The 20,427-nt window shown below is 47.5% G+C and carries 13 protein-coding genes; 7 read left to right on the top strand and 6 right to left on the bottom strand.

Annotated features, from left to right (window positions below; translation table 11 throughout):
* Both NZD86_RS09755 and NZD86_RS09760 read right to left on the bottom strand, forming a co-directional pair.
* Positions 1 to 1,104, bottom strand: coding sequence for a GerAB/ArcD/ProY family transporter (locus NZD86_RS09755; protein WP_268046323.1), 1,104 nt, complete (start codon positions 1,102 to 1,104; stop codon positions 1 to 3).
* Between the two features lie 10 nt (positions 1,105 to 1,114).
* Positions 1,115 to 2,797 (bottom strand): spore germination protein, encoded by a 1,683-nt coding sequence (locus NZD86_RS09760; RefSeq protein ID WP_268046324.1) that lies wholly within the window; start codon positions 2,795 to 2,797, stop codon positions 1,115 to 1,117.
* A gap of 218 nt (positions 2,798 to 3,015) precedes the next feature.
* Here NZD86_RS09760 and NZD86_RS09765 point away from each other — a divergent pair, with 218 nt between their 5' ends.
* The 3 genes from NZD86_RS09765 (at position 3,016) to NZD86_RS09775 (ending at position 6,321) form a co-directional block, all read left to right on the top strand.
* Positions 3,016 to 3,942 carry a phosphotransferase family protein gene (locus tag NZD86_RS09765; RefSeq protein ID WP_268046325.1) on the top strand — a complete coding sequence of 309 codons (927 nt, stop codon included), beginning with the start codon at positions 3,016 to 3,018 and terminating at the stop codon, positions 3,940 to 3,942.
* Between the two features lie 211 nt (positions 3,943 to 4,153).
* Complete coding sequence (locus tag NZD86_RS09770) at positions 4,154 to 5,173, top strand: L,D-transpeptidase (protein WP_268046326.1); 1,020 nt, start codon at positions 4,154 to 4,156, stop codon at positions 5,171 to 5,173.
* 941 nt (positions 5,174 to 6,114) lie between these two features.
* Positions 6,115 to 6,321, top strand: coding sequence for a DUF1657 domain-containing protein (locus tag NZD86_RS09775; RefSeq protein ID WP_268046327.1), 207 nt, complete (start codon positions 6,115 to 6,117; stop codon positions 6,319 to 6,321).
* Positions 6,322 to 6,671: 350 nt separating this feature from the next.
* Here NZD86_RS09775 and NZD86_RS09780 read toward each other — a convergent pair whose 3' ends face one another.
* Complete coding sequence (locus NZD86_RS09780) at positions 6,672 to 7,808, bottom strand: glycosyltransferase family 4 protein (RefSeq protein WP_268046328.1); 1,137 nt, start codon at positions 7,806 to 7,808, stop codon at positions 6,672 to 6,674.
* Between the two features lie 429 nt (positions 7,809 to 8,237).
* Between NZD86_RS09780 and NZD86_RS09785 the strand changes: the two genes are divergently transcribed.
* Together NZD86_RS09785 and NZD86_RS09790 are read left to right on the top strand one after the other, a co-directional pair.
* Positions 8,238 to 11,705: a BadF/BadG/BcrA/BcrD ATPase family protein gene (locus NZD86_RS09785; RefSeq protein WP_268046329.1), complete on the top strand. Its 3,468-nt coding sequence runs from the start codon at positions 8,238 to 8,240 to the stop codon at positions 11,703 to 11,705.
* Positions 11,706 to 11,731: 26 nt separating this feature from the next.
* A complete protein-coding gene (locus NZD86_RS09790) occupies positions 11,732 to 13,369 on the top strand; it encodes a 2-hydroxyglutaryl-CoA dehydratase (RefSeq protein ID WP_268046330.1) in 1,638 nt (545 codons plus the stop codon).
* Positions 13,370 to 13,554: 185 nt separating this feature from the next.
* Here NZD86_RS09790 and NZD86_RS09795 read toward each other — a convergent pair whose 3' ends face one another.
* The 3 genes from NZD86_RS09795 to NZD86_RS09805 form a co-directional block, all read right to left on the bottom strand.
* Complete coding sequence (locus NZD86_RS09795; RefSeq protein ID WP_268046331.1) at positions 13,555 to 15,069, bottom strand: GMC oxidoreductase; 1,515 nt, start codon at positions 15,067 to 15,069, stop codon at positions 13,555 to 13,557.
* Positions 15,070 to 15,160: 91 nt separating this feature from the next.
* Complete coding sequence (locus NZD86_RS09800; protein WP_268046332.1) at positions 15,161 to 15,682, bottom strand: alpha/beta hydrolase family protein; 522 nt, start codon at positions 15,680 to 15,682, stop codon at positions 15,161 to 15,163.
* A complete protein-coding gene (locus NZD86_RS09805; RefSeq protein ID WP_268046333.1) occupies positions 15,682 to 17,202 on the bottom strand; it encodes an alpha/beta hydrolase in 1,521 nt (506 codons plus the stop codon). Before NZD86_RS09805 ends, NZD86_RS09800 begins: the two co-directional genes overlap by 1 nt.
* 422 nt (positions 17,203 to 17,624) lie before the next feature.
* On the opposite strand from NZD86_RS09805, the gene NZD86_RS09810 reads away from it, so the two are divergent.
* Complete coding sequence (locus tag NZD86_RS09810) at positions 17,625 to 17,840, top strand: hypothetical protein (protein ID WP_268046334.1); 216 nt, start codon at positions 17,625 to 17,627, stop codon at positions 17,838 to 17,840.
* Positions 17,841 to 18,776: 936 nt separating this feature from the next.
* Entirely contained in the window at positions 18,777 to 20,087 is a 1,311-nt protein-coding gene (locus tag NZD86_RS09815; protein ID WP_268042986.1) for an IS1380 family transposase, read from the top strand.
* Positions 20,088 to 20,427 lie beyond the last annotated feature (340 nt).

Below are 20,427 nucleotides of genomic sequence, written 5' to 3' on the forward strand. Positions count from 1 at the left end.
TTACGATTTCACCCTTGCTGTTTTACTGACATGAACAATAAGCAAAATAAGTGGATAGCCAAGTGTTAGACACAGGCCAATGATCCCCACCTGTTGGACAACTTGGTACAGCATTACAATGTCTGCGGGCTGTTTGGCTAAAGCGAGAATGACCGGCATGGCAAGAAGACTCAGGCTGCGGTGGCTTTTCAGTTCAAACAAATGACCAAATGCTTGAATGGCAAGGTAGTAAGCCGCAAAAATGGCACTAAAAACGGCTGTCACCCAGACCGCTAGGAAGACAGGGTCTAAACGCTCTACAAAAAACGTTGGCAGTGCCGCTGTTTTCGCCAGTTCTAGGGTTGGCCACAGGAGATTGTTCATTTCTTCAATCCCGAATACCGACAGCGTGGCGAACATGAGGATGATGTACAGCATTCCGGCGATCCCCATGCCCACTAACGTACTTTTGATGGCCTTTCCTGGCCTGTACATGAAGGGAACGAGCAGGCCGACAATGAGATAATTTGTGAACAGTGAGGCGACGACCATGATGGACTCGGTAATATTGCTGAGTGGTTGGCCGTGAAAGAGGCCTAAGATCGGCATCAGATTCGTTAATTGGGCACTTTTCAAGCTGAGTACGACGATGATTAATGCGGGAAAATAAACGAATGGCATATAAAACGTGAGGATTCTTGAGAATACCGCAACGTCACTACGGCAGGCAATCGTGGCAAGCAGAATCATCACGAAAACCGTCACGGAAATGGGTGTCCTCTGCAGGACTGATGTGACAACCACTTCACCGAATTCCCGGGAAGCGAGGGCCGCTAACTCCAAGAAATAACAACCGATGACAACGGTCATCAGTTTCCCCAGCCATTTTCCTACGAGTCCGTCTGCGTACTCAAAAATTGTCTGGTTCGGGTATTGTTTGCCTAGATATGCCACGACAATTCCACCACACATCATGAGCAGCATGGCAAAAGCAGCTGCAAACGGTGCACCGGTTCGAACGTACTCGACCGTAATTCGTGGAAACGCGAGAATTCCAACTCCGATAATGGATGTTCCGATGCTCATCGTCAGTTGAACTGCGGTGACCGACTTTGGTTTCTGCATAGGAGACCCCTCAATGTCTAATTTTCTTTGTTCGCTCTGTTCGTTTCGCTGTTTGGGTACCAACTGCCGCCGTCAGAGGCCGGCCTTTTGGATCAGTGGCCACATCCCCAGCACGCACACGATTGGGATTGTTAGTCCGCAAGTGTTTAGGTCTCTTTTTCATTGACCAAACGGGCATCCGTACGATTGTATCGCGCAGCCCGTATTTGTCCCCTGGAACGACGGGACTCAAATAAGGCACACCGAATGATTCAAGGGAATTCAAATGGTTGGCTATCAAAATTAACCCAACCATGACCCCATATAAACCAAACATGCCCGCGAGGATCATCAGCGGAAAGCGAAGCATTCTGAGCGCAACGGCAGCGTTGTATGCGGGTGTCGCAAAAGACCCAATGGTCGTCAGCGCAACGATGACCACCGTGATCGGACTGACGAATCCAGCTTGAACGGCCGCTTGTCCGATGACCAGCACGCCGACAATGGACAGGGCACCACCAATCTGCTGAGGTAAGCGAATCGTAGCTTCGCGTAAGATTTCCATAATCAGTTCCAAACCGAATATCTCTGCAATGGCGGGGAAGGGCACACCAGCTCGACCACCCGCTACCGCAACGGCGAATTTAGTCGGGATCATTTCCGGGTTAAAGGAAATCAAAGAAACATATAGTGATGGGAATATAAGTGAAAAAATGAGCGCGACCAAACGAATTCCCCGAATCATACTCGCCATGAGAAAGCGGGTGTCGTAATCCTCCGTCGTCTGGTAAAACTGTGAAAACACAGCGGGAACAATGAGTGCAAACGGGGTGCCGTCGACAAGAATGACAACTCGGCCCTCAAGCATGGCCGCGACAGCCTTATCAGGCCGCTCAGTGTTTTGGATTTGGGGGAACGGCGAATAGTGATTGTCCTCGATAAATTGCTCAAGATAACCGGCGCCGTAGATTGTATCGGTGTCAATCTTTTGAAGACGGTTCCTGACTTCAAGCACAAGGTCTTCGTTTGCGATGCCTTTAATGTAGCAGTACACGACATCGGTGGCGGTTTGTTCGCCTAGTTGCATCAACTCGACGTGCGTATTGCTCGATCGCAGGCGTTTGCGAATCAGAGAGATATTCGTGCCAATTGATTCGATGAATCCCTCTCTGGACCCTTGAATGACTTGTTCCGTCTGTGGCTGCGAAATAGATCGTTCCTTGAAGGCTTGCGTACTCAGTCCAATCGCTTTTTCAAGTCCATCGAGGAACAACAGTGAGTTGCCTGATAAAAGCCAGTTCGCCGCACCCATCACTGAGTATTTGATGTCAACGTCCACATAGGGAAGACATTGTTGGATGACAACTTCCTCGACGGAGTTCCGTGTGCGGTCGCTTATGTCGCTATCTAGCATCAAAGCGTGCAATACGTCATTGAGGTCAGTCTTGGAGGTCGTTCCGTCGATATATATCAAACCGCAGTTTATTTTTCTCTTTCGGATTTGAATTTCAAATCTCCGAACAAGAAAATCCGCGTTGCCGCCCAAGATGCCCTCAAAAATATCTAAGTTCTTCTCTAGATTGTTGGTGAACTTGCTTTCGTTAGCTTCTTCGAGGGGGTTCCATCCTGCGCTTCTTGAGGACTTAATCGATTCTGACCATTGCGGTATGGTTTTCGGTACTTCAGTTTTCCGATGAAACTCATAAACACACACCCATCAAACATTTTGTTCAAAGTATGTTGCCTAATTAATGGAATTCAATTCAAAATTGTGTACTGACGGGATTTCAGAGAACGTACGCCAAAAGCCAGATTGTGTCAAGGAGGTCACGGTTTGTTTTTACAGAATATTGTTATAGAGTAGCTAACCGCAGGGGCGATTTATATGCAATGGGTAAGTGGTAGCCGAGAAGAAAGGGAAGTGAGATGCCTGTGGAGGAACATGCACTGCCGGATCGTGTTCTCAAGTGGGTCGTTCAGTGTGTAGACCCCATGGCCGTCATTGAATCGGTTCGGTTGCTTGATGGTAGTACGTCCTCTTCCGTCTACGGTCTTTCGATCCGGCTCAGCAACGCGCCACTACAATTCGTCCTACGTCAGTTCGACAATGTGGAGTGGCGATCGGAAGAACCGGATTTGGCCCGCCATGAAGCAGGGAGTCTCCGGCGGGCAGCGACAATCGACGTCCCTACGCCGACACTCGTCGCGTTCGATGAAACTGGAGAGGACTGTGGCGTTCCTTCGGTGCTCATGACGAGACTGGAGGGAGCGGTTGTGCTCCGGCCACGTGATATGAACATCTGGGTGGATAGACTGGCACAGTCACTTGCACAAATTCATGCGGTGGGGGCGGACGATTACCCGTGGGCGTATTTTACATATGCGGACATTCCATCGCTGAAGACGCCAACATGGTCTAGTGTCCCTGAATTGTGGGACGAAGCACTGCGCATGGTGAGTGGACCCCAGCCCGTCTCGAGGGAGTGCTTTATTCATCGGGATTATCACCCGGCGAACGTTTTGTGGACTGAGCATCCCGTAAGTGGCGTGGTCGACTGGGTAAACGCCTGCCGCGGTCCCGCCGGGATTGACGTCGGGCATTGTCGCGTCAATCTAGCGCAACTGTTCAATGTCCCAACAGCGAATGCCTTTTTGACGGCTTATCGTCGTTATGCCGGGGCAGTCTTTGACTACGATCCGTTTTGGGATTTGCTGTCACTGATCGAGTTTCTTTCGGAGCGACCCACGGTGTATCCGGGCTGGAAGGCTTTTGGCGTGCATGACGTCACAGAACAGTTGATAAGAGAACGTTTGGACGCATTCGTGACTAGTGTCGCGGGACGTATTTCGGGTGATTGATACGGTCTGTGTGACGCGATGAAGGTGTATAGGGCCACAAGGAACGAACCCTGTTGTCGTATCCGGGTGACGCGACGTAAAATGATAACGGAAATCATCCCACATTATGTTACTGTAGTGATGAGTCTACCAACATACTGGTTCAGTGAGGACAATGAAAGAAGAATGTGGCTTGAGGGATCGAATGAAAGTGAATCTGATGACTTGCAAGATGAAATTCTCCGTTGTAGCTTCTATCTCTGTTCTACCCCTATTCGTCGTTGGTTGTGATACCATACAACAACACCCGGAGCAGAAACCCCAACTAACGCTCTCTCAGACATGGACTGCGAATGCTGCAACTGGGTTTACCATCGGATTCAACGAGCCCGTACAATCGGTTACATGGACTTGGCAGGGCAAATCTCATGTAACAACCGTTCAGCCGGCGAGTCGGACAGTACATATTCGGGTGAGTCTACTCCAAGGTCATCAATATTCACTGACAATTGACAAGGCTTCGGGTGACGGCACGATACCCATAACTCGTTCGCGGACGCTTGCAGGTCAAACTGAACAACCGTTGAATACAATCACCAACCCTGGAATTTGGCAATATGATGTGGCGCGGACCGGGCCGTTTACTTTGAAATTCAACGCGCCCATTGCCAACCCGAATCAGTTGTCTAGTGACATTACCTTTAATCCCCCGATAAGTGGAAGCGTAGTTTGGGTGTCGCCGATCGAGGCGGAATTCAAGCCCGATCAGCCAATCGGCCCCACTCAGGTCGAAACCATGCGTATCAAGGGTGGGGTGGACGGACCGGTAAGTTCTGCGGGACAGTATTTAGTAGCAGATGTCGTTCGGCCATTCATAACTCAGTCGAACCAAAAAATTGTAGTGGAAGAAAAGAATCCTGAGACACTGACTTTGTACAAAAATGGGCACGTTGTACTGAAATCACTGTGTAATACAGGCGTCACAGGTGCAGCCACGCCATTAGGACATTATTATATTCGTTCGCAACTTCCCAAAGCAGATATGAAGGGCAAGGACCCTGATGGGACGACATATGATATCCCCGATGTACCTTGGGTTCTAGGACTGTTCGGAAATACGGCCATTCACGGCTATCCGCGTCAGAAGTACGGGTTTCCACAGAGTAACGGTTGTGTCGAACTGCCTATCGGAACGGCAAAGAAGTTGTATTCTCTTGTTAAAGTGGGGACACCGGTCGTAGTCGAGCGATAGTTTGTGGGCAAGCGAAGAGTGTGGAGTTACAAAACAACAATATCCTGTACAAAACAACGGTACCATAGACGTGATCAGTCAGAATGGCCTGACATCTACCCCCTAACCAGAGTGCTTAACTAAGACGTGATATTGGGCTACACGTGGAATGAATAATCATTCACTTTCCGAGTGTAGTCCTTCTGTCGTTACCGGACTGAAGAAGCGTTACAGGCAATACGCGGCATCACGTAGAATGAACATCATGGGCTTTTTGTTTAGAAGTATAGTTCGAATATAATTCTCTCTCTAGCCCTGTTAACGGGTATCATTAAACGTCCGATCGATAAATCAGAAACCGCTCATATGGGTTATTAACGAACAAGTCTTCTAAGGTAACTTCCGCTTGCAGTTAAATGGGGTTTCATTTTCTAGGAGGAAAATGTAGTCATCTGACGGGTCGTAGAAAAGAAGGTCCAATTCTCGAGGCGTTTTTTCAAAGGAATTTAAGATGTCTTCATATGATTCAAAAAGTTGTTCGAGTGCACTGTAAGGGGTGGCCCGTAACGGTAATAGAGGAAATCACTCGGGAATTCCTGATTTCCACTTGTCTTGATATGCAGAAATTTATCACAGTACTGTTCTTTCATTTCAGAGCGTCTCTCCTCGTTATTTATTCACATCCAGTTCCGAGAGGATGCATGGGTCACTCATTGTATTATGACTACAAACCAAGGCTTATCCAATACATACGCGAAGCGAAACAACCATTTATTCCCGATATAGAGTAAGTAATTTTTCCACAACCCGTGCCACCCTCGACCAGAACATCATGTGCGTCTTTTCTGGAAGCGTTATTGCTTAAATATGGATATTTAATTCACTACCAAACTGGAGACTCTCATGTATGGCGAGTGATCTACCTATTACCGCCTATACTACTTGAAAGGGGACTGAATGTTATGACGGTTTATAGTCAAGTGAAACAGACGCTAGCAGGGCTAAAAAGTGCACAAGCGAGCTTTGAACAATTTGCTCTGCAAACCCAAAACCAGCAGGCAAAACAGGTCTATACAGATGCTGCAAATCAAACAAACACCATCGTTAGTACGTTGGAACAACGTGTTCAACAGTTAGAACAAGAAGAACCACAGTACAAACAATCGTAATTTTCAAGTGATACGAAAGGCGGAAGCTGGCACCAAGCCGCTTTCGTCTTTCATTGGGTCACGTAGCTCTATTCTTTTCTGGACAATCAATTCTGAGTACTCTGTTTAGACGGTACAGACGAGACCCTTGTAAAAAACCTAAGAATATTGGTCATGCCGCGGTTAGAGCGTTAAAAACGTGTTCACGTGGATAACCTCTGGCCAGAGTGTCTCCGCGGAGACAAAAGACAAAAATCCACGCAGGGCCTATTTTTGTCGCGGCATATAATGTACGTTGTACGGACTTGACGGTCGCGGCCTGCTGTTAACAGGAATCCAGCACATTAACAACGTCTTAAGTCATATACAAGTCATGGTGTATCGACACCACTTGAATCGGAATTAAATAGAGTACTGTAGTAGTTGATGAGTTGCTTTGTGGGTCCGCTCCAATTGAGGGCCTGAACTATCTCTTGCCCCCGGGATTTTACAAATTCTCGTTTCGAAACGTCATACAACATGTCGTGCATAGCTTGATATATCGAATCAGGGTTCAACTGTTGAAAAATGAAACCAGCGGCGCCGCCATCTAACACCTCCCTAGATGCGGGGCTGTCTGCGGCCATGATTGGTAATCCGCTGGCCATCGCTTCATACAAGACGAGACCAAGTGTCTCGGTGGTCGAAGGAAAGACGAAGCCGTCAGCCGATGCATATGCTTCGGCCAATTCTTCGCCAAACAGATAACCTGTGAAAATCGTATTGCTGTCTGCAAAAACGCGCTCTAGCTCTGACCGATGTGGACCGTCCCCAATAATCGCCAAATGAACATGCGGTGCTTTGTCTATACAGGGCCGTAAGCGTTCAATGGATTTTTCTGCTGCCAACCGCCCAACATACAGCACTAGTTTCCCATTTTGATCCCCGTTGGTGAGGCGGCTGCGCATGGCATCGGAACGCCTCATCGGCGAATACAACTGTAAATCGACACCTCGCTCCCACAGGTCCAGGTTGCGAAATCCACGGGCAGCAAGCTCCTTGAGCATGGCCTGAGAGGTGCACAAATTGATATCTGCATAATTGTGTATCGTTCGGAAACACCGCCACAAGGCTGGTTCCAACCAACTTAACTTGTAGAAACGCGCATATGCTGGTATGAGCGTGTGATAGGACATGATGAGGGGTAAACGGTACTTTTTCGCGTAATAGATGGCTGCGAAACTTAAAAATCCCGGATTAACGGAATGAATGACTTCAGGCTCAAACTGTTTTAGGTGTTTTCCGACTTTGGCCAACGGGGATGCAAAGTTTATCCCCGGATAGAGAAAGAAGCGAAATGACGGAACACCCACAATTGTCGCCGACGCATACTTCGGCGGAGCACCGTTCGGAGCAATCAAGAGTACCTCATGCCCAGCCTCTTCCAAATGTTTCAGCGTGTTGCAAAGACGGGTAACAACTCCGTCGGTTCCGGGTAAGAACGTTTCGGTAAATATAGCGATTCTCATCTTGAGAGCGGACCTCCGATTGTTCGTAAGCGACACTGTTTCGTGTTGAAAGAACAGGGTCGTCGTTCATGAGATTTCGCAAAGCCTCTTATACCGCTTCCGGATAATATAGCCCAGTGAATTCATTGGGATACATAGGCTCCGCTTGACGAAATTGAACCCGCCCTTTGAAGTGCAAAACATTTCGTATACATGTACCCACCGTAATTTGCGGATAGAGTCGATCCCGCACTATTAAGTGACGATCACATGTCCCAGTACACACCCACTAATACTTAGCGGTTAATAGTTCACATGAGTCTGATTAGTAACACACAATGTTAAGTTCAAGGTATGAATCTACCGCTTCTAAATCAGGCTTTATTGCTACGTATAAAATGCTCATTCACTCGCACAATAAAATATCAACTCAGTGGATGGTGAGCATATATGGTTCACGCGAGTCAATCGTGCAAATCGTTAATTTTAGGTATTGACGTGGGCTCAACAACCGTTAAAGCAACCGTGGTAGATCCATATAGTAAAGAGATCCTTTGGTCAGATTATCAACGACACCATACGAAACAGGCTGAAAAGGTTCTGGAATTCTTAATCACTATCGGAAACGAATTTCCCGACGTTAAACAGGAAAACATTCGCGTTTTCACGACGGGATCTGGTAGTGGCCCAATTGCCGAGCATATTGGGGCAAAGTTCGTGCAAGAAGTGAATGCCGTGACCATGGCGGTGGAACACCTCCATCCAGATGTAGGGAGTGTCATTGAATTAGGGGGGCAGGATGCTAAGATCATTATCTTCAAGGTAAATGAGGAGACCGGTGACAGACAAGCATTGACCTCAATGAACGACAAGTGTGCGTCGGGCACAGGTGCAACCATTGACAAGTGCATGATTAAAGTAGGCATGCCCATGGAGAAAGTCGGCAAGTTACGCTTTGACGATACGAAATTACACCATGTGGCTGCCAAGTGCGGTGTTTTTGCTGAAACCGATATAGTCAATTTGGTGAAAAGCGGCATCCCATCCGCTGAAATCATGTGCTCTCTGGCAGATGCCATTGTAATGCAGAACCTTTCCGTATTGACCCGCGGAAACACGTTACGCCACCGTGTTCTTTTGCTAGGCGGTCCCAATACATACTTACCGTTCCTACAAGAGTGCTGGAGAAAACGGATCCCCGAAACCTGGCAAGGGAGAGGCTACGATTATCCACAAGACATGCCCCTGGATGAATTGATTTTTGTTCCTGAAAACTCGCAGTACTACGCAGCCTACGGTGCAGTCCTATATGGACTGCATGAGCCTGTGAGTGTTGGTAACTATACGGGGCTGGAAGCGCTCAAACAATTTATTACGCACGGCCGCAAAGCGAAACTAGGAGAAAATGCGGGACCGCCGCTTGTAAGCAGCGAACATGAGCTACAAGATTTTCGCCTAGATTACGCGATTCCACGATTTACGCCTGCTACCTTTACGGCTGGACAAAGGGTTCGAGCAGCGATTGGGCTTGACGGTGGCTCAACTTCTTCTAAAGCCGTTCTCGTTGATGAAAATGGAGAAATTCTGCTGAAGGAGTATCAACTTTCCAAAGGTAACCCCCTCGAGGATATAAAAGAAATGTTGAAGCGGATTCAGAGTAGGGTAAACCAGCAAGGTGCGGAACTGGAGATTATCGGTTTTGGTGCGACTGGATATGCGGCGGATGTTTTAGAAAAAACTTTGAGGGCGGATGTCAATATTGTTGAGACTGTGGCTCATATGATGAGCGCCGTTTACCAGTTTGGTGACGTCGATGTCATCTGTGATATCGGTGGTCAGGACATCAAGGTACTGTTTATGAAAAACGGGGATATACGCAATTTCAGATTATCCAATCAGTGTTCTGCCGGAAACGGTATGTTGCTTCAAGCTATGGCAGACCAGTTTGGTATCCCGGTTCAGGAATACGCGGACACGGCCTTTAGGGCAGGACTATCACCCAAATTTTCATATGGTTGCGCTGTATTTCTAGATGCGGACAGGGTCAATTTTCAAAAGGAGGGATACTCGAAGGAAGAACTACTTGCCGGACTAGCACTAGTCTTGCCCAAAAACGTTTGGCAGTACGTGGTTCAGATTCCACGTATGGCTGAACTTGGCCGTAAATTCGTTTTACAGGGCGGAACGCAATATAACTTGGCCGCCGTAAAAGCCCAAGTCGATTATATCAAAGAGCGAGTTCCCGATGCCGAAGTGTACGTTCATCCTCACCCAGGTGAAGCTGGAGCCATTGGAGCGGCTATGGAAACTCTACGGGTTGTGAAACGCCGTGGGTATTCAACATTTCTAGGACTGGATACAGCAATAAATCTACAGTACGTGTCCCGGAACGACGAATCGACGCGTTGTACATTTTGTCCCAATCATTGCAGCAGAACGTTTATCGACTCAAAGACCCCTGACGGACAAACGGCCCGCTACATCTCCGGTTTTAGCTGTGAGAAGGGAACGGTTGAAGACAAAGAAGCCGTTGTGAAATTGACCAAGGATAGACAGGAACTCAAAAAACACTACCCCAACTTGGTCGAATATGAAGCACGTCGCATGTTCCAACACTTTTACAGTCCGGATTCGTTGCCGGAACCAGACACTCTAGTGGATGATGTTCGGTTAGGACGTAGTTTGTTCGGGCTCAGAGGAATACGGAAGACGTTATATCAGCGGCAATTTCAGCGTTCGTCCACGGAAGCAGCGGAGTGGAGAAAAGGGATTCGAATTGGCATTCCACGGGTACTCAATATTTGGTCGACGGCGCCGTTTTGGAGAACCTATTTTGAGACCCTTGGCATTAATGAGCGAAACATTGTATTTAGCGACTATACGAGTGAGGACATGTGGAAAGAAGGCGGGAAATATGGAAGCATAGATCCTTGTTACCCTTCAAAAGTCGCTCAAGCGCACGTGCATAACTTGTTGTTTAAACACCATGAGAAAAAGAAACTTGATTACATTTTCTTCCCATGTATTACCCACATTCCTACCTTTCTGCAGAATGTGATGGATTCAGCGAGTTGTCCGATTGTGGCTGGCGCACCAAACGTCATAAAGGCTGCCTTCACAAAGGAGATTAACTTTTTCGAAACCAGAGGGGTGACCTATCTAGATCCGGCGGTAACGTTTACGGAACTCAACTTGATGAAGAAACAGTTGTATGAGGCGTTTCGGGAGTACCTGCAGATAACCGAGGATGAAAGCGACTTTGCGGTGGATCAAGGCTGGAAGGCAATGCAAATGTTTGACTCTGAAATTCAGGACCGTGGCCGGGAGATTCTCGAGCAGGTGGAACAAGAAAATCGTATCGCCATTTTGATGATCGGTCGGCCGTATCACTCTGACCCGGGTTTGAATCACAACGTTTTGGAGGAGTTTCAAGTCCTGGGTTATCCCATCTTATCTATGCGTTCCATTCCAAAGGATGAGGCTTGGCTAGAGCGCTTTTTCAGTGAAGACCTAAAAACTGGGCGTGTGGAGTACGCGATGGAAGTGAGTGATGTGTGGCCTGAAAATTTCAGTTCGAACAGCGTTCAAAAAGTTTGGGCAGCAAAATTTGCAGCACGTCATCCTAACATAGCGGTGCTCGATCTCTCTAGCTTTAAGTGTGGCCATGACGCGCCTACCTACGGGTTGATTGACTCCATCATCTCAACGGCTGGAACGCCTTATTCCGCATTACACGATATTGATGCAAATAAACCAAGCGGTTCGATCAAAATACGTGTGAAAACCTATGCGCATAGTCTTGGTCTTCAGGAAGAGCGTTTGGAGGACCTTGCCCAAAAGAAGGCGGAATTAGCGCGACTTTTGGAGCAAAAGCGTGCCGAGTTACTACAGCAAAAAAGTGGACAAGTGGTTGGTTAATATTAAAAAACAAGGAGCGAAGTAAGATGTCGATAACAAAAACTGCTGAACAAACAAAGAAGCCATCTCCGGAAGAACTCCTTCGTCGATTTCAGGCGGAACAGGAAAAAGCCTTGGGCCTGAGTTCTTTAACTAGGGAGCAGTGGTTCGATCCAGTTCCTCGTCAATTTTTAAACAAGGATAAAGCGAATACGACGATTCTCTTTGGTGGGTTGACCATGGCTCAAGATTATTTGGTAGAAGGCGCGCTTAGTGGGTTGGGATATCAAGTCAAACATTTGGACTGTCCGGATACTGAGTCGTTGCGTTACGGAAAGGAATTTGGGAACCGTGGGCAGTGTAACCCAACGTATTTCACGGTTGGAAATTTAATTAAATATCTTATTCAGCTTCGGGATGAGGAAGGAAAGTCGAAGGAAGAAATCGTAAGGAATTACCTCTTTGTGACCAGCGGATCGTGCGGTCCTTGCCGTTTCGGAACTTATGTTACGGAATATCGCAAGGCCCTTCGGGATGCTGGTTTTGACGGATTTCGAGTACTCTTGTTCCAACAGCAAAGTGGGTTAAAGCAGGCGACCGGTGGAGAGTCTGCCCTAAAGCTCGATACGTCTTTTTTCTTGAGCTTTTTGAAAGCGGTTTTGTTGGGAGATATTTTGAATGCAGTGGGCTACCGCATCCGTCCTTACGAAATCCACGCGGGTTCCACAGATGCTGCTCTGGCTCGTTGTAAAAAGCATTTATACGACGCTTTAAGTGGGCAAAAGTGGCTGTTCCCAGCGCTGTTACAATGTCGCAAGGAATTGCGTACCATCCAGGTGGATCGGGCTCAGGTAAAACCCAAAGTAAGCATTCTTGGTGAGTTTTGGGCGATGACAACTGAAGGTGACGGCAACTACCAATTACAACGGTTCTTAGAGAGCGAAGGAGCTGAGGTCGAAGTACAATCGGTTACGGCTTGGATTCTTTATCTGATCTGGGCTGGGCGCTACGACACAAAAGAACGAATGAATTTGAGCACGGCGGATTCCGGTCGTAAAGGATTAAAAGGAGTAAATCCTTTCTTGCGTATGCGTGCGCTCGCTCTGGCTGACGGCGTCCTCCGTGGGATGTTTCAAACCTATGCTCGGACCATTGGACTACGGGGTTATCATTTACCCAACATGGATGAGATCGCAGAGGTTGCCCACCAACACTACAATAACCAACTGCGTGGTGGAGAAGGTCATATGGAAGTCGGTAAATTGATTCTGAATGTGGTCAAGCACAAGGCCAACATGACGATTTCTGTAAAACCGTTCGGGTGCATGCCATCTTCGGGTGTTTCGGACGGGGTTCAATCACTCATCACCGAGAAATATCCCGAAGCCATCTTTCTCCCAATTGAAACGACCGGAGATGGAGCTATCAACGTCTACAGTCGTATTCAGATGATGTTGTTCAAGGCAAAACAGGGTGCACAGAAGGAGTTTAACGAAGCTATTACAACAAAAGGATATACGGTTGAAAAGCTTCAAACCGGTTGGGGACGTAAAAAATTGAGCGATCCGTTGCATTCAAGTCGACACGTGGTTGCTTGTACCGCGGCCAATACAGTATATGATATGCGCACGTTTCTGAACGGATTTTCCTTGCAACGAAACAAACACGAGATGGAAGGAATTTAGCTTGGTTAGAAAAGTCAATTCATGTTCCGCAGCTGAAACATGGTATATATAGGTGACAAATTCGGCTCTTGTATTGATGCGCTGTGAATACTGGAGTCGAATTTGTTTGTTTCGTATAGGCCCCTAGATCTTATCGTTATTGATTCCATTCCTATTTCCATAAGCATTTCTCTAATTTATAGCGTTCAATTTTTCAATCGGTGAAGAATATAATCTGCTGTCCGGATCGCCACCGCAACAATCGTTAAGGCGGGATTTGTTCCCCCAATGTACGGTAATACGCTGCTATCAGCCACAAACAAATTAGATACTTGATGTAGTTCACCATATTGATTCGTTACTGAAAAATGAGGATTGTTACCCATTCGACAAGTCCCCGACTCATGAGACTCTCTGCCAGGAGGCTTCAAGCAAGGTGGCGCAATTAAATGTATCCCTATTCCGCACGCTTGATTCTCCATTGAAGAAATCATCTGTTGAATTACATGTAGGTCTCGTTCACTGAACGTAAAGTGTACAGCCAACTTTGGGATTCCGTATTCATCTACTTGATTCGGACTGAGGGATACCCTGTTCGTATATCGCGGTTCGACCGCACCAAATCCTCGCATACTGATTCTTAAATCTCGGTTTCCGATCTCACCATAAATGTTTGGAGCATATTCATAAGGCTGGTCCAGATGGATCTCGACTTGATATCTTTGGCGGTGTGTGCGTGGAACTAAAATCGCCATATTTCCTATTTCGCGTTCACTATGGACGAATTCGAGTCGCCCTTCTGTCTCTGCCCATGAATGGTTGACTAAGTATCGTCCAATGGATTCATCTTGAATCCCAGAGCAGAGGAGAATATGTGGATTTTCTAAAGTACTTGCTGCCAGGACAACTATTTTTCCTTTTATGACATAGGCCTTCCGGCTAGGAGTAAGGACTTGTACCCCTACGACGGTTCCTTTGTCGGTGAAAACTTGTACGACCCGTGCATTTACTGCTAGATCAAATGCTCCAACATTTAAGGCGTGGGCAAACAGATTGATTGAACTGAACACGGCGCTTAGGTGTAGACCATTCTTTCTAAAGTTGTGGTCAATGGCCAAAGGGAAATCAGTTGCCTCCACATAACCGATCGTGCGAAGACGTCTTAGAAGATTTTGTTGGATGGTAGATCTTTGTGTAAATTTCTGGCTCACTCCCATAACTCGTTCGGCAATTTGGTAGTAGGGCAGGAGCTCTTGATATGTAAATGGCCATGTTTGAAAATCTAATGGATGGAAACGAGGGCTGCCTGTTCCCCAATATAAGGTTCTTCCCCCAAACGCAAAAAACTGTGAAAAATCCAATGGAATTGCTAAGTCGGTGTGATGACAGGTTATTGGTTGTTTAAACTTTGGATTTTCCACAAATCGAATCATTCTTTCATAATTAAGCGTGGGTAAATTCATTGCGTGCGTCGGTAGTAAAAGGTCGCCTCGTTCGATCACGGCGATACGTTTCCCTCCTTTTCTCCACTTATCACACAATCGCCAGAGAACGGCACCACCTCCCGCGCCGGTGCCCACAATAATCACGTCATAATCTGTCCTTGCCATTTGCTCTAGTGGAGTTAAGGGTATCCAGTGGTCCAGATAGTCTAAGGGAGGGTTTGACGAGCAAACGTGGATATATTGTTTAACGTCACGAAAATAACGGGGTGAACTCATACACGTACCTCCCATTGGGATCCCAAAGACATCATTACGACTTCGATGAAACAAATTTATGTGAGGATTATAGTGACCGGGTCCCCAAGTCTTAGAGGAACCAACCAGTTGTACCCGAACCTGGTGTTAGGTGTTTTTCGAACCAGCTTCGGATATGTTCAAGCCGGATAACCCGGTGCCTAGGGTCGCCTGAACGGGATAATTCGTGTGTCTCGGTAAGGAAGCGGACGAAGAGGACGTTCCGCCCGTGAAACTTCAGTGCGGTATAAAATTGCTCCGCTTGTTCAATTGGCGTGCGGTAGTCAAGATCACTGTGAATCATCAGTAGCGGGGTACGAACATTCGTCACGTAGGTTATCGGTGACTGCCGAAGATACTTTTCGGGTAGTGCCCAGGGTGGACCTCCGTAATCGTCGGCATTTAGGAAACCACCATCTGAGGTGCCAAAGAAACTGTAGAGGTTACTCATGCTCCGCATGGAAACGGCGGCCTTAAACCGATTGGTTTGAGTGATGATCCAGTTGGTCATATAGCCTCCGTAGCTTCCACCCGCAAGTCCGAGGCGGTTCGGGTCGAATGTCCCTTTTGCCAATGCTGAATCTACGGCCGCCATCAAGTCCATATAATCATAGTGCCCCAATCCCCTCGGATTGCAGCAGCAAAGTCCTGATCATACCCAAAGCTCCCACGCGGATTTGAGTAAATTACGGGAAGACCACACCCCGCCAACAATTGAAACTCAAAGAAAAAGGCATGCCCGTACATCACTGTGGGCCCTCCGTGAATTTGTAACACAGCTGGTTTTTGATCAAAGCGTGAGCGGTGAGCCGGGGCGAGTATCCAACCTTCGGCTTCCGGTCCATTCGCTGCTCGGAATGTGAAGCGAACCGGTTCAGCGATCACAACACTTGTAAGCCAATCACGGTTCACCTCGGTAATTCGGCGCGCCTGGATGCGTATCCCATTAACGTCTCCAGCCCAGATGTCGCCGGGTAACGTCGGTGTGGTGACAGCCATGGCCACTTGCCGTACATCTCTATTGAAACTCAAGTTGTATATGACCCGGTTGCCATGTGTCAGTTGGACCGCCTTGCCATCTAAAACGGAAAATCGCCAGAGATTGACGGCACCGCTTACACTGGCACAGGTATAGACACTTCGACCATCTTGTGCCCAAACCGGGACAATTGTAGGTTCTTTGTATCCGCGGACGTCTCTTATGGCATGATTACCTATAGCGTAGTGAAAGTTAGCCGTTAATTCTCGAGGCTTCCCTCCCGATGCAGAAACAAGCCAAATTCCTGGAAAGGTATAACCACCATGTCTTCGGTCATGTCCGATGTAAGCGATGAGACGTCCATCGGGAGACCAGGCTGGATGGTCAGCGGGACCTAGGCTACTAGTGACACGACGTGGCACACCCCCAGTCGACGGAACCACCCAAATATCATTGAAGTGAGTCATTCCAATACCGTCAGGCGTACGGTTGTCAGCGATAGCGATGGATCCCCCGTCCGGCGACCAGGCTGGCTCCGAATAGTCAGTATCACCAAATGTAAGTTGAGTAAATTTGCCCCTATCCGCTCCAGTAACTGAGATGGTGAAGAGATGCCAGTGCCTTCTCACCATAAATCCAGCAGAATCTAACTTATACCATAACCGATCAATCACTAGAACATCGTCTGAAAACCGCACTTCTGACGTTCTGTGTGGCCAATTATCCTTCTCTGGTCCCTTTGGACCAACATGGACTACGCACGCGATTGAACTGCTGTCTGGAGACCACACCGGGGCCCCGCCTATATCCTGGAGACAGCTTAACTGGTGTGCATACCCACCCTGACTCGGCACGATCCACAGCGCCGACCTGCCTTGTCGCGCGGAGATAAAAGCGAGCCATTCGCCATCTGGTGACCAACGAGGCGCATAGTCTAATTCAGGTCCAAAGGTAAACGGACGGGGTGTACTTCCCACGGCCGTGGAGACCATCCAAATGCGGCACTTATATTGATTGGCATGCCCATCCATGGTGGTTTGCACATAGGCAATTCGAGTTCCGTCTGGAGAAATCTGTGGATCAGATACTGTACGTAGCTGAAGCAGGTCTGCTGGGGTGAGTCGTCTCCGTACCATCATCAAACTCCCCTTACACTTAACTGTGTAAGTTTACGTAGCTGAGAAATCGAATAGAAGTGGGAGTCTAAGGCATGATATGCCCCTGTTAAAACTAACTAGAGGCCCATGAAAAGTTGGTGAATCGAATAGTCAGATAAAGAATGGGAATCAAAATGCCTATTGGTAAAGCTTTGTTGTCGGACAACGTAATTCATCATTTCCAACGCCGACCATTCCGTGCGAAACATGGGAGTTGAATGACAAGGAATACAACACCTCTACGAGCATACAGACCTACGACAAATGGATAATTATTCCTTGATCTAACCAAGCAGGAATGGGGGATATTGTGTCACATCGATTTTCCGCGACAGTAATTGATTCCCATCATACATTATTCGATAGATACCATACTACAATTGTCGGTACCAAGCCGTCACTTGAATTTCAAAGATAAGGTGGCGGATGGAAACCCGTTGCAGAATGCTGCGCGTAATATCGCAAAAGGTACAAGAAATGCCGGTTCAAGTGGGAATATAGCAGATGTTACAAGGTCAGCTGTACAAGGGGCGGTTACGGCTGGGCAAAAAGTAAGCAGAAACATTACAAAAGCAGCCAATAATGTTGTAGATGCAATGCAACAAAACCAAAAGTAATGTTTGAGGAAAGTGGTTAATTAAGCCCGATTGGGGAGCTTACACAAAATCGGGGAGGGGTTCGATGGTCCAACCGAATGAATCAAACGTTGCTGAATGCCTCGCTGTTAGTTTTCCAATTGCGGTTGCAGTTGTTGGGCTGATTGGTTGGGTTGCTCAGTCATGGATCAGTAGCAAAAAAAGTCAGTGATGTTTTGTCTTGCAGGAATACATTGTGGTTAAAATGGCATCGGCGAGGTAGGTGTAATTATTAACTACCTCGCCGATGATGTATATAAAATATTCCAAATATGTAATTTTAATAAAATGCTTTGTTAAATAGCTGCCCAAAGTATCCGTGGCTAACGACCGGTTGAACAGGTATAACGAGGTGAATAAACGTGCCAACGACAATGGATCACGGGGTAAGACTTTATTACATCGCGAAGGGGGAAGGGTCCCTATTATCCTTATTCATCCTCCTGTCTTGACTAGTGTGTGTAGTGCACACGGGTTATTATACTGTTGATGACTAGACACATTACTGAATCACAATGACAAGCCATCCGAAACCCACTGCCTCGCATCGTTAAGTTAATTCGGTACGGGATTCGGTGCTGGCCTTTCTCTACAAAACAGACAGCCCACATAGGGTGGTTTGAAGGAGTGGGATGAGGTGCCCTTAAAACGACAAGATGCCGCAAGTCCCAGCTTCGCTTACGACGATAACAGCCATAGCTGTCCTACCTAATTATCGAATCATACTATACGACGTTCTGAATGCAAGTCCGTTGATTCATGGTGGCAGTACCCCTGATGTATTGAAAGACGTATAATCCCGGATTTCGACGGTTTTGTCCTCTTTGAATTGACCCGAATAATTGAAAAGGCGCTCCCCGTAAGGCTAAGATGAGTTTGTCGAGAATACATCTCTAGCATGAAAGGAGCACCTTTAAGGTGAAACAACATAAGCATACACGAAAACACCGCCGCCGGAAAAGCTGTAAAATACATACTCACTTCGACCTCAATTCTGCCACTGCATTTGGCGGGGCGGCAGGACTCATCGATTTCGTCCTCCAAACCGGTATGGATAAGTATTTTTGCACAGAGGAACTTGGCAAACGGAAAGACGCTCAATTCCAAATGGATGACGTTGCTCTTACGTTCGTCCTCGGTACATTGCTGGGTCAGGAACGAATTTTCCACTTCGAGGACATTGAGCATGATCCCCTTCTTATGCTCAAGCTGGATCTGCCGAAGCTGCCAGATACAACGCTGCTGTACAAGGACTTGAAGCGGCTAGGCTCCCCTGTTGGTATGGAGGCGATCCGCTCGGCACAGCGCCTTGTACTTAAGTCGCTACTCCCCAAAGGACATGACATTGTCGTTGACATAGATTCTTCAGTGGAGACGGTGTTTGGAAACCAGGAACAATCTGCTGTAGGGTTCAATCCGCATCATCATGGAAGGGCAAGTTTTCATCCCTTGCTAGCGTTTGAATCGCAGATGGGGTGCTGCATCTATGACGAACTGCGTTCCGGCGACGCTCACACAGCAGAAGGGTTTGCAGCCTTCTATGAGGCGATGAAAAAGCAGTTGCCAACAGGTGTAAACATCCGTGCCATCCGCATGGATAAAGGGTTTACCGGTGAAAAGGTGTTTCAGACACTGGAACAAGACGGGCGAGACTACGTGATCAAACTGAAATGGACTAAGCGACTAGCAGAGCTGGCCCCCAACCTAGCGTGGCATTGTATCACCCAGAGTGATACAGAACACTGCGATGTTGCCTCCCTTATGTACCAGGCAACATCCTGGGAAAAACCTCGGCGAGTTGTCATTGTGCGTCGATTGGACATTGACCCGCAGGAGGTCCTATGTGCGGATTGGTTTTGGGAGTACGAGGCCATAGCCACAACGTTCGACTGGAACGGTGAGGACATATGGCATTTCTACAACCACCGTGGCAACGCTGAGAATCATATCAAAGAAGCCAAATATGGATTCGCCGTTGACCAATTCTCGAGTCAGAATTTCAATACCAACAAAGCGTTGGAAGCTCTGAAGCTGCTGGCATACAACCTGCTCCTGTTATATAAACAAGCAGCGTTGCAACCTGGAGTGCGTCAGTGGACAGTTGGACGGCTCCGGCGGAGACTATTCCTTCTACCCGGAATTTTGGTTCACCATGCACGTCAGTGGACAATTCGTCTGCCCGAGTTCGCACAGCGCCTGTCCACCCAAGTCCTTCAGGTGGCGACATAGTGATTTCCAAGCTGAACTGGCAAAAATGACGGTCCATTATGGGGAGGGGGAAAGTGTGTCCAAAGGTTCAATCCAGGACCACTATGCTATCGTGATCGTTAACATATTTACCTATTAATTGAATTTCCAGCCCTGTCGGGCTGTTAAATGAAAAAACCGTCGAAATCCGGGATAATTGGTTATTCTTATCCACGACATCGGCGAGGCTTTTTCAAATTCTCTGCCTGCTACGGACGCCCCTCGCCGATGATTGGTTAATGATACATTAATCCAAAAATTCTTCCGCTGGTACAGGAAAGGCTACAGAAATGTTGTTACCCGCATTCTTGACAACTATTAA

The organism is Alicyclobacillus dauci (assembly GCF_026651605.1).
Taxonomy (GTDB): domain Bacteria; phylum Bacillota; class Bacilli; order Alicyclobacillales; family Alicyclobacillaceae; genus Alicyclobacillus; species Alicyclobacillus dauci.

Excerpts from the sequence above, each read along its gene's own strand:
- NZD86_RS09755 (WP_268046323.1), bottom strand. The coding sequence starts at position 1,104 with ATGCAGAAACCAAAGTCGGTCACCGCAGTTCAACTGACGATGAGCATC.
- NZD86_RS09770 (WP_268046326.1), top strand. The coding sequence starts at position 4,154 with ATGAAATTCTCCGTTGTAGCTTCTATCTCTGTTCTACCCCTATTCGTC.
- NZD86_RS09775 (WP_268046327.1), top strand. The coding sequence starts at position 6,115 with ATGACGGTTTATAGTCAAGTGAAACAGACGCTAGCAGGGCTAAAAAGT.
- NZD86_RS09780 (WP_268046328.1), bottom strand. The coding sequence starts at position 7,808 with ATGAGAATCGCTATATTTACCGAAACGTTCTTACCCGGAACCGACGGA.
- NZD86_RS09785 (WP_268046329.1), top strand. The coding sequence starts at position 8,238 with ATGGTTCACGCGAGTCAATCGTGCAAATCGTTAATTTTAGGTATTGAC.
- NZD86_RS09790 (WP_268046330.1), top strand. The coding sequence starts at position 11,732 with ATGTCGATAACAAAAACTGCTGAACAAACAAAGAAGCCATCTCCGGAA.
- NZD86_RS09795 (WP_268046331.1), bottom strand. The coding sequence starts at position 15,069 with ATGAGTTCACCCCGTTATTTTCGTGACGTTAAACAATATATCCACGTT.
- NZD86_RS09800 (WP_268046332.1), bottom strand. The coding sequence starts at position 15,682 with ATGGCGGCCGTAGATTCAGCATTGGCAAAAGGGACATTCGACCCGAAC.
- NZD86_RS09805 (WP_268046333.1), bottom strand. The coding sequence starts at position 17,202 with ATGGTACGGAGACGACTCACCCCAGCAGACCTGCTTCAGCTACGTACA.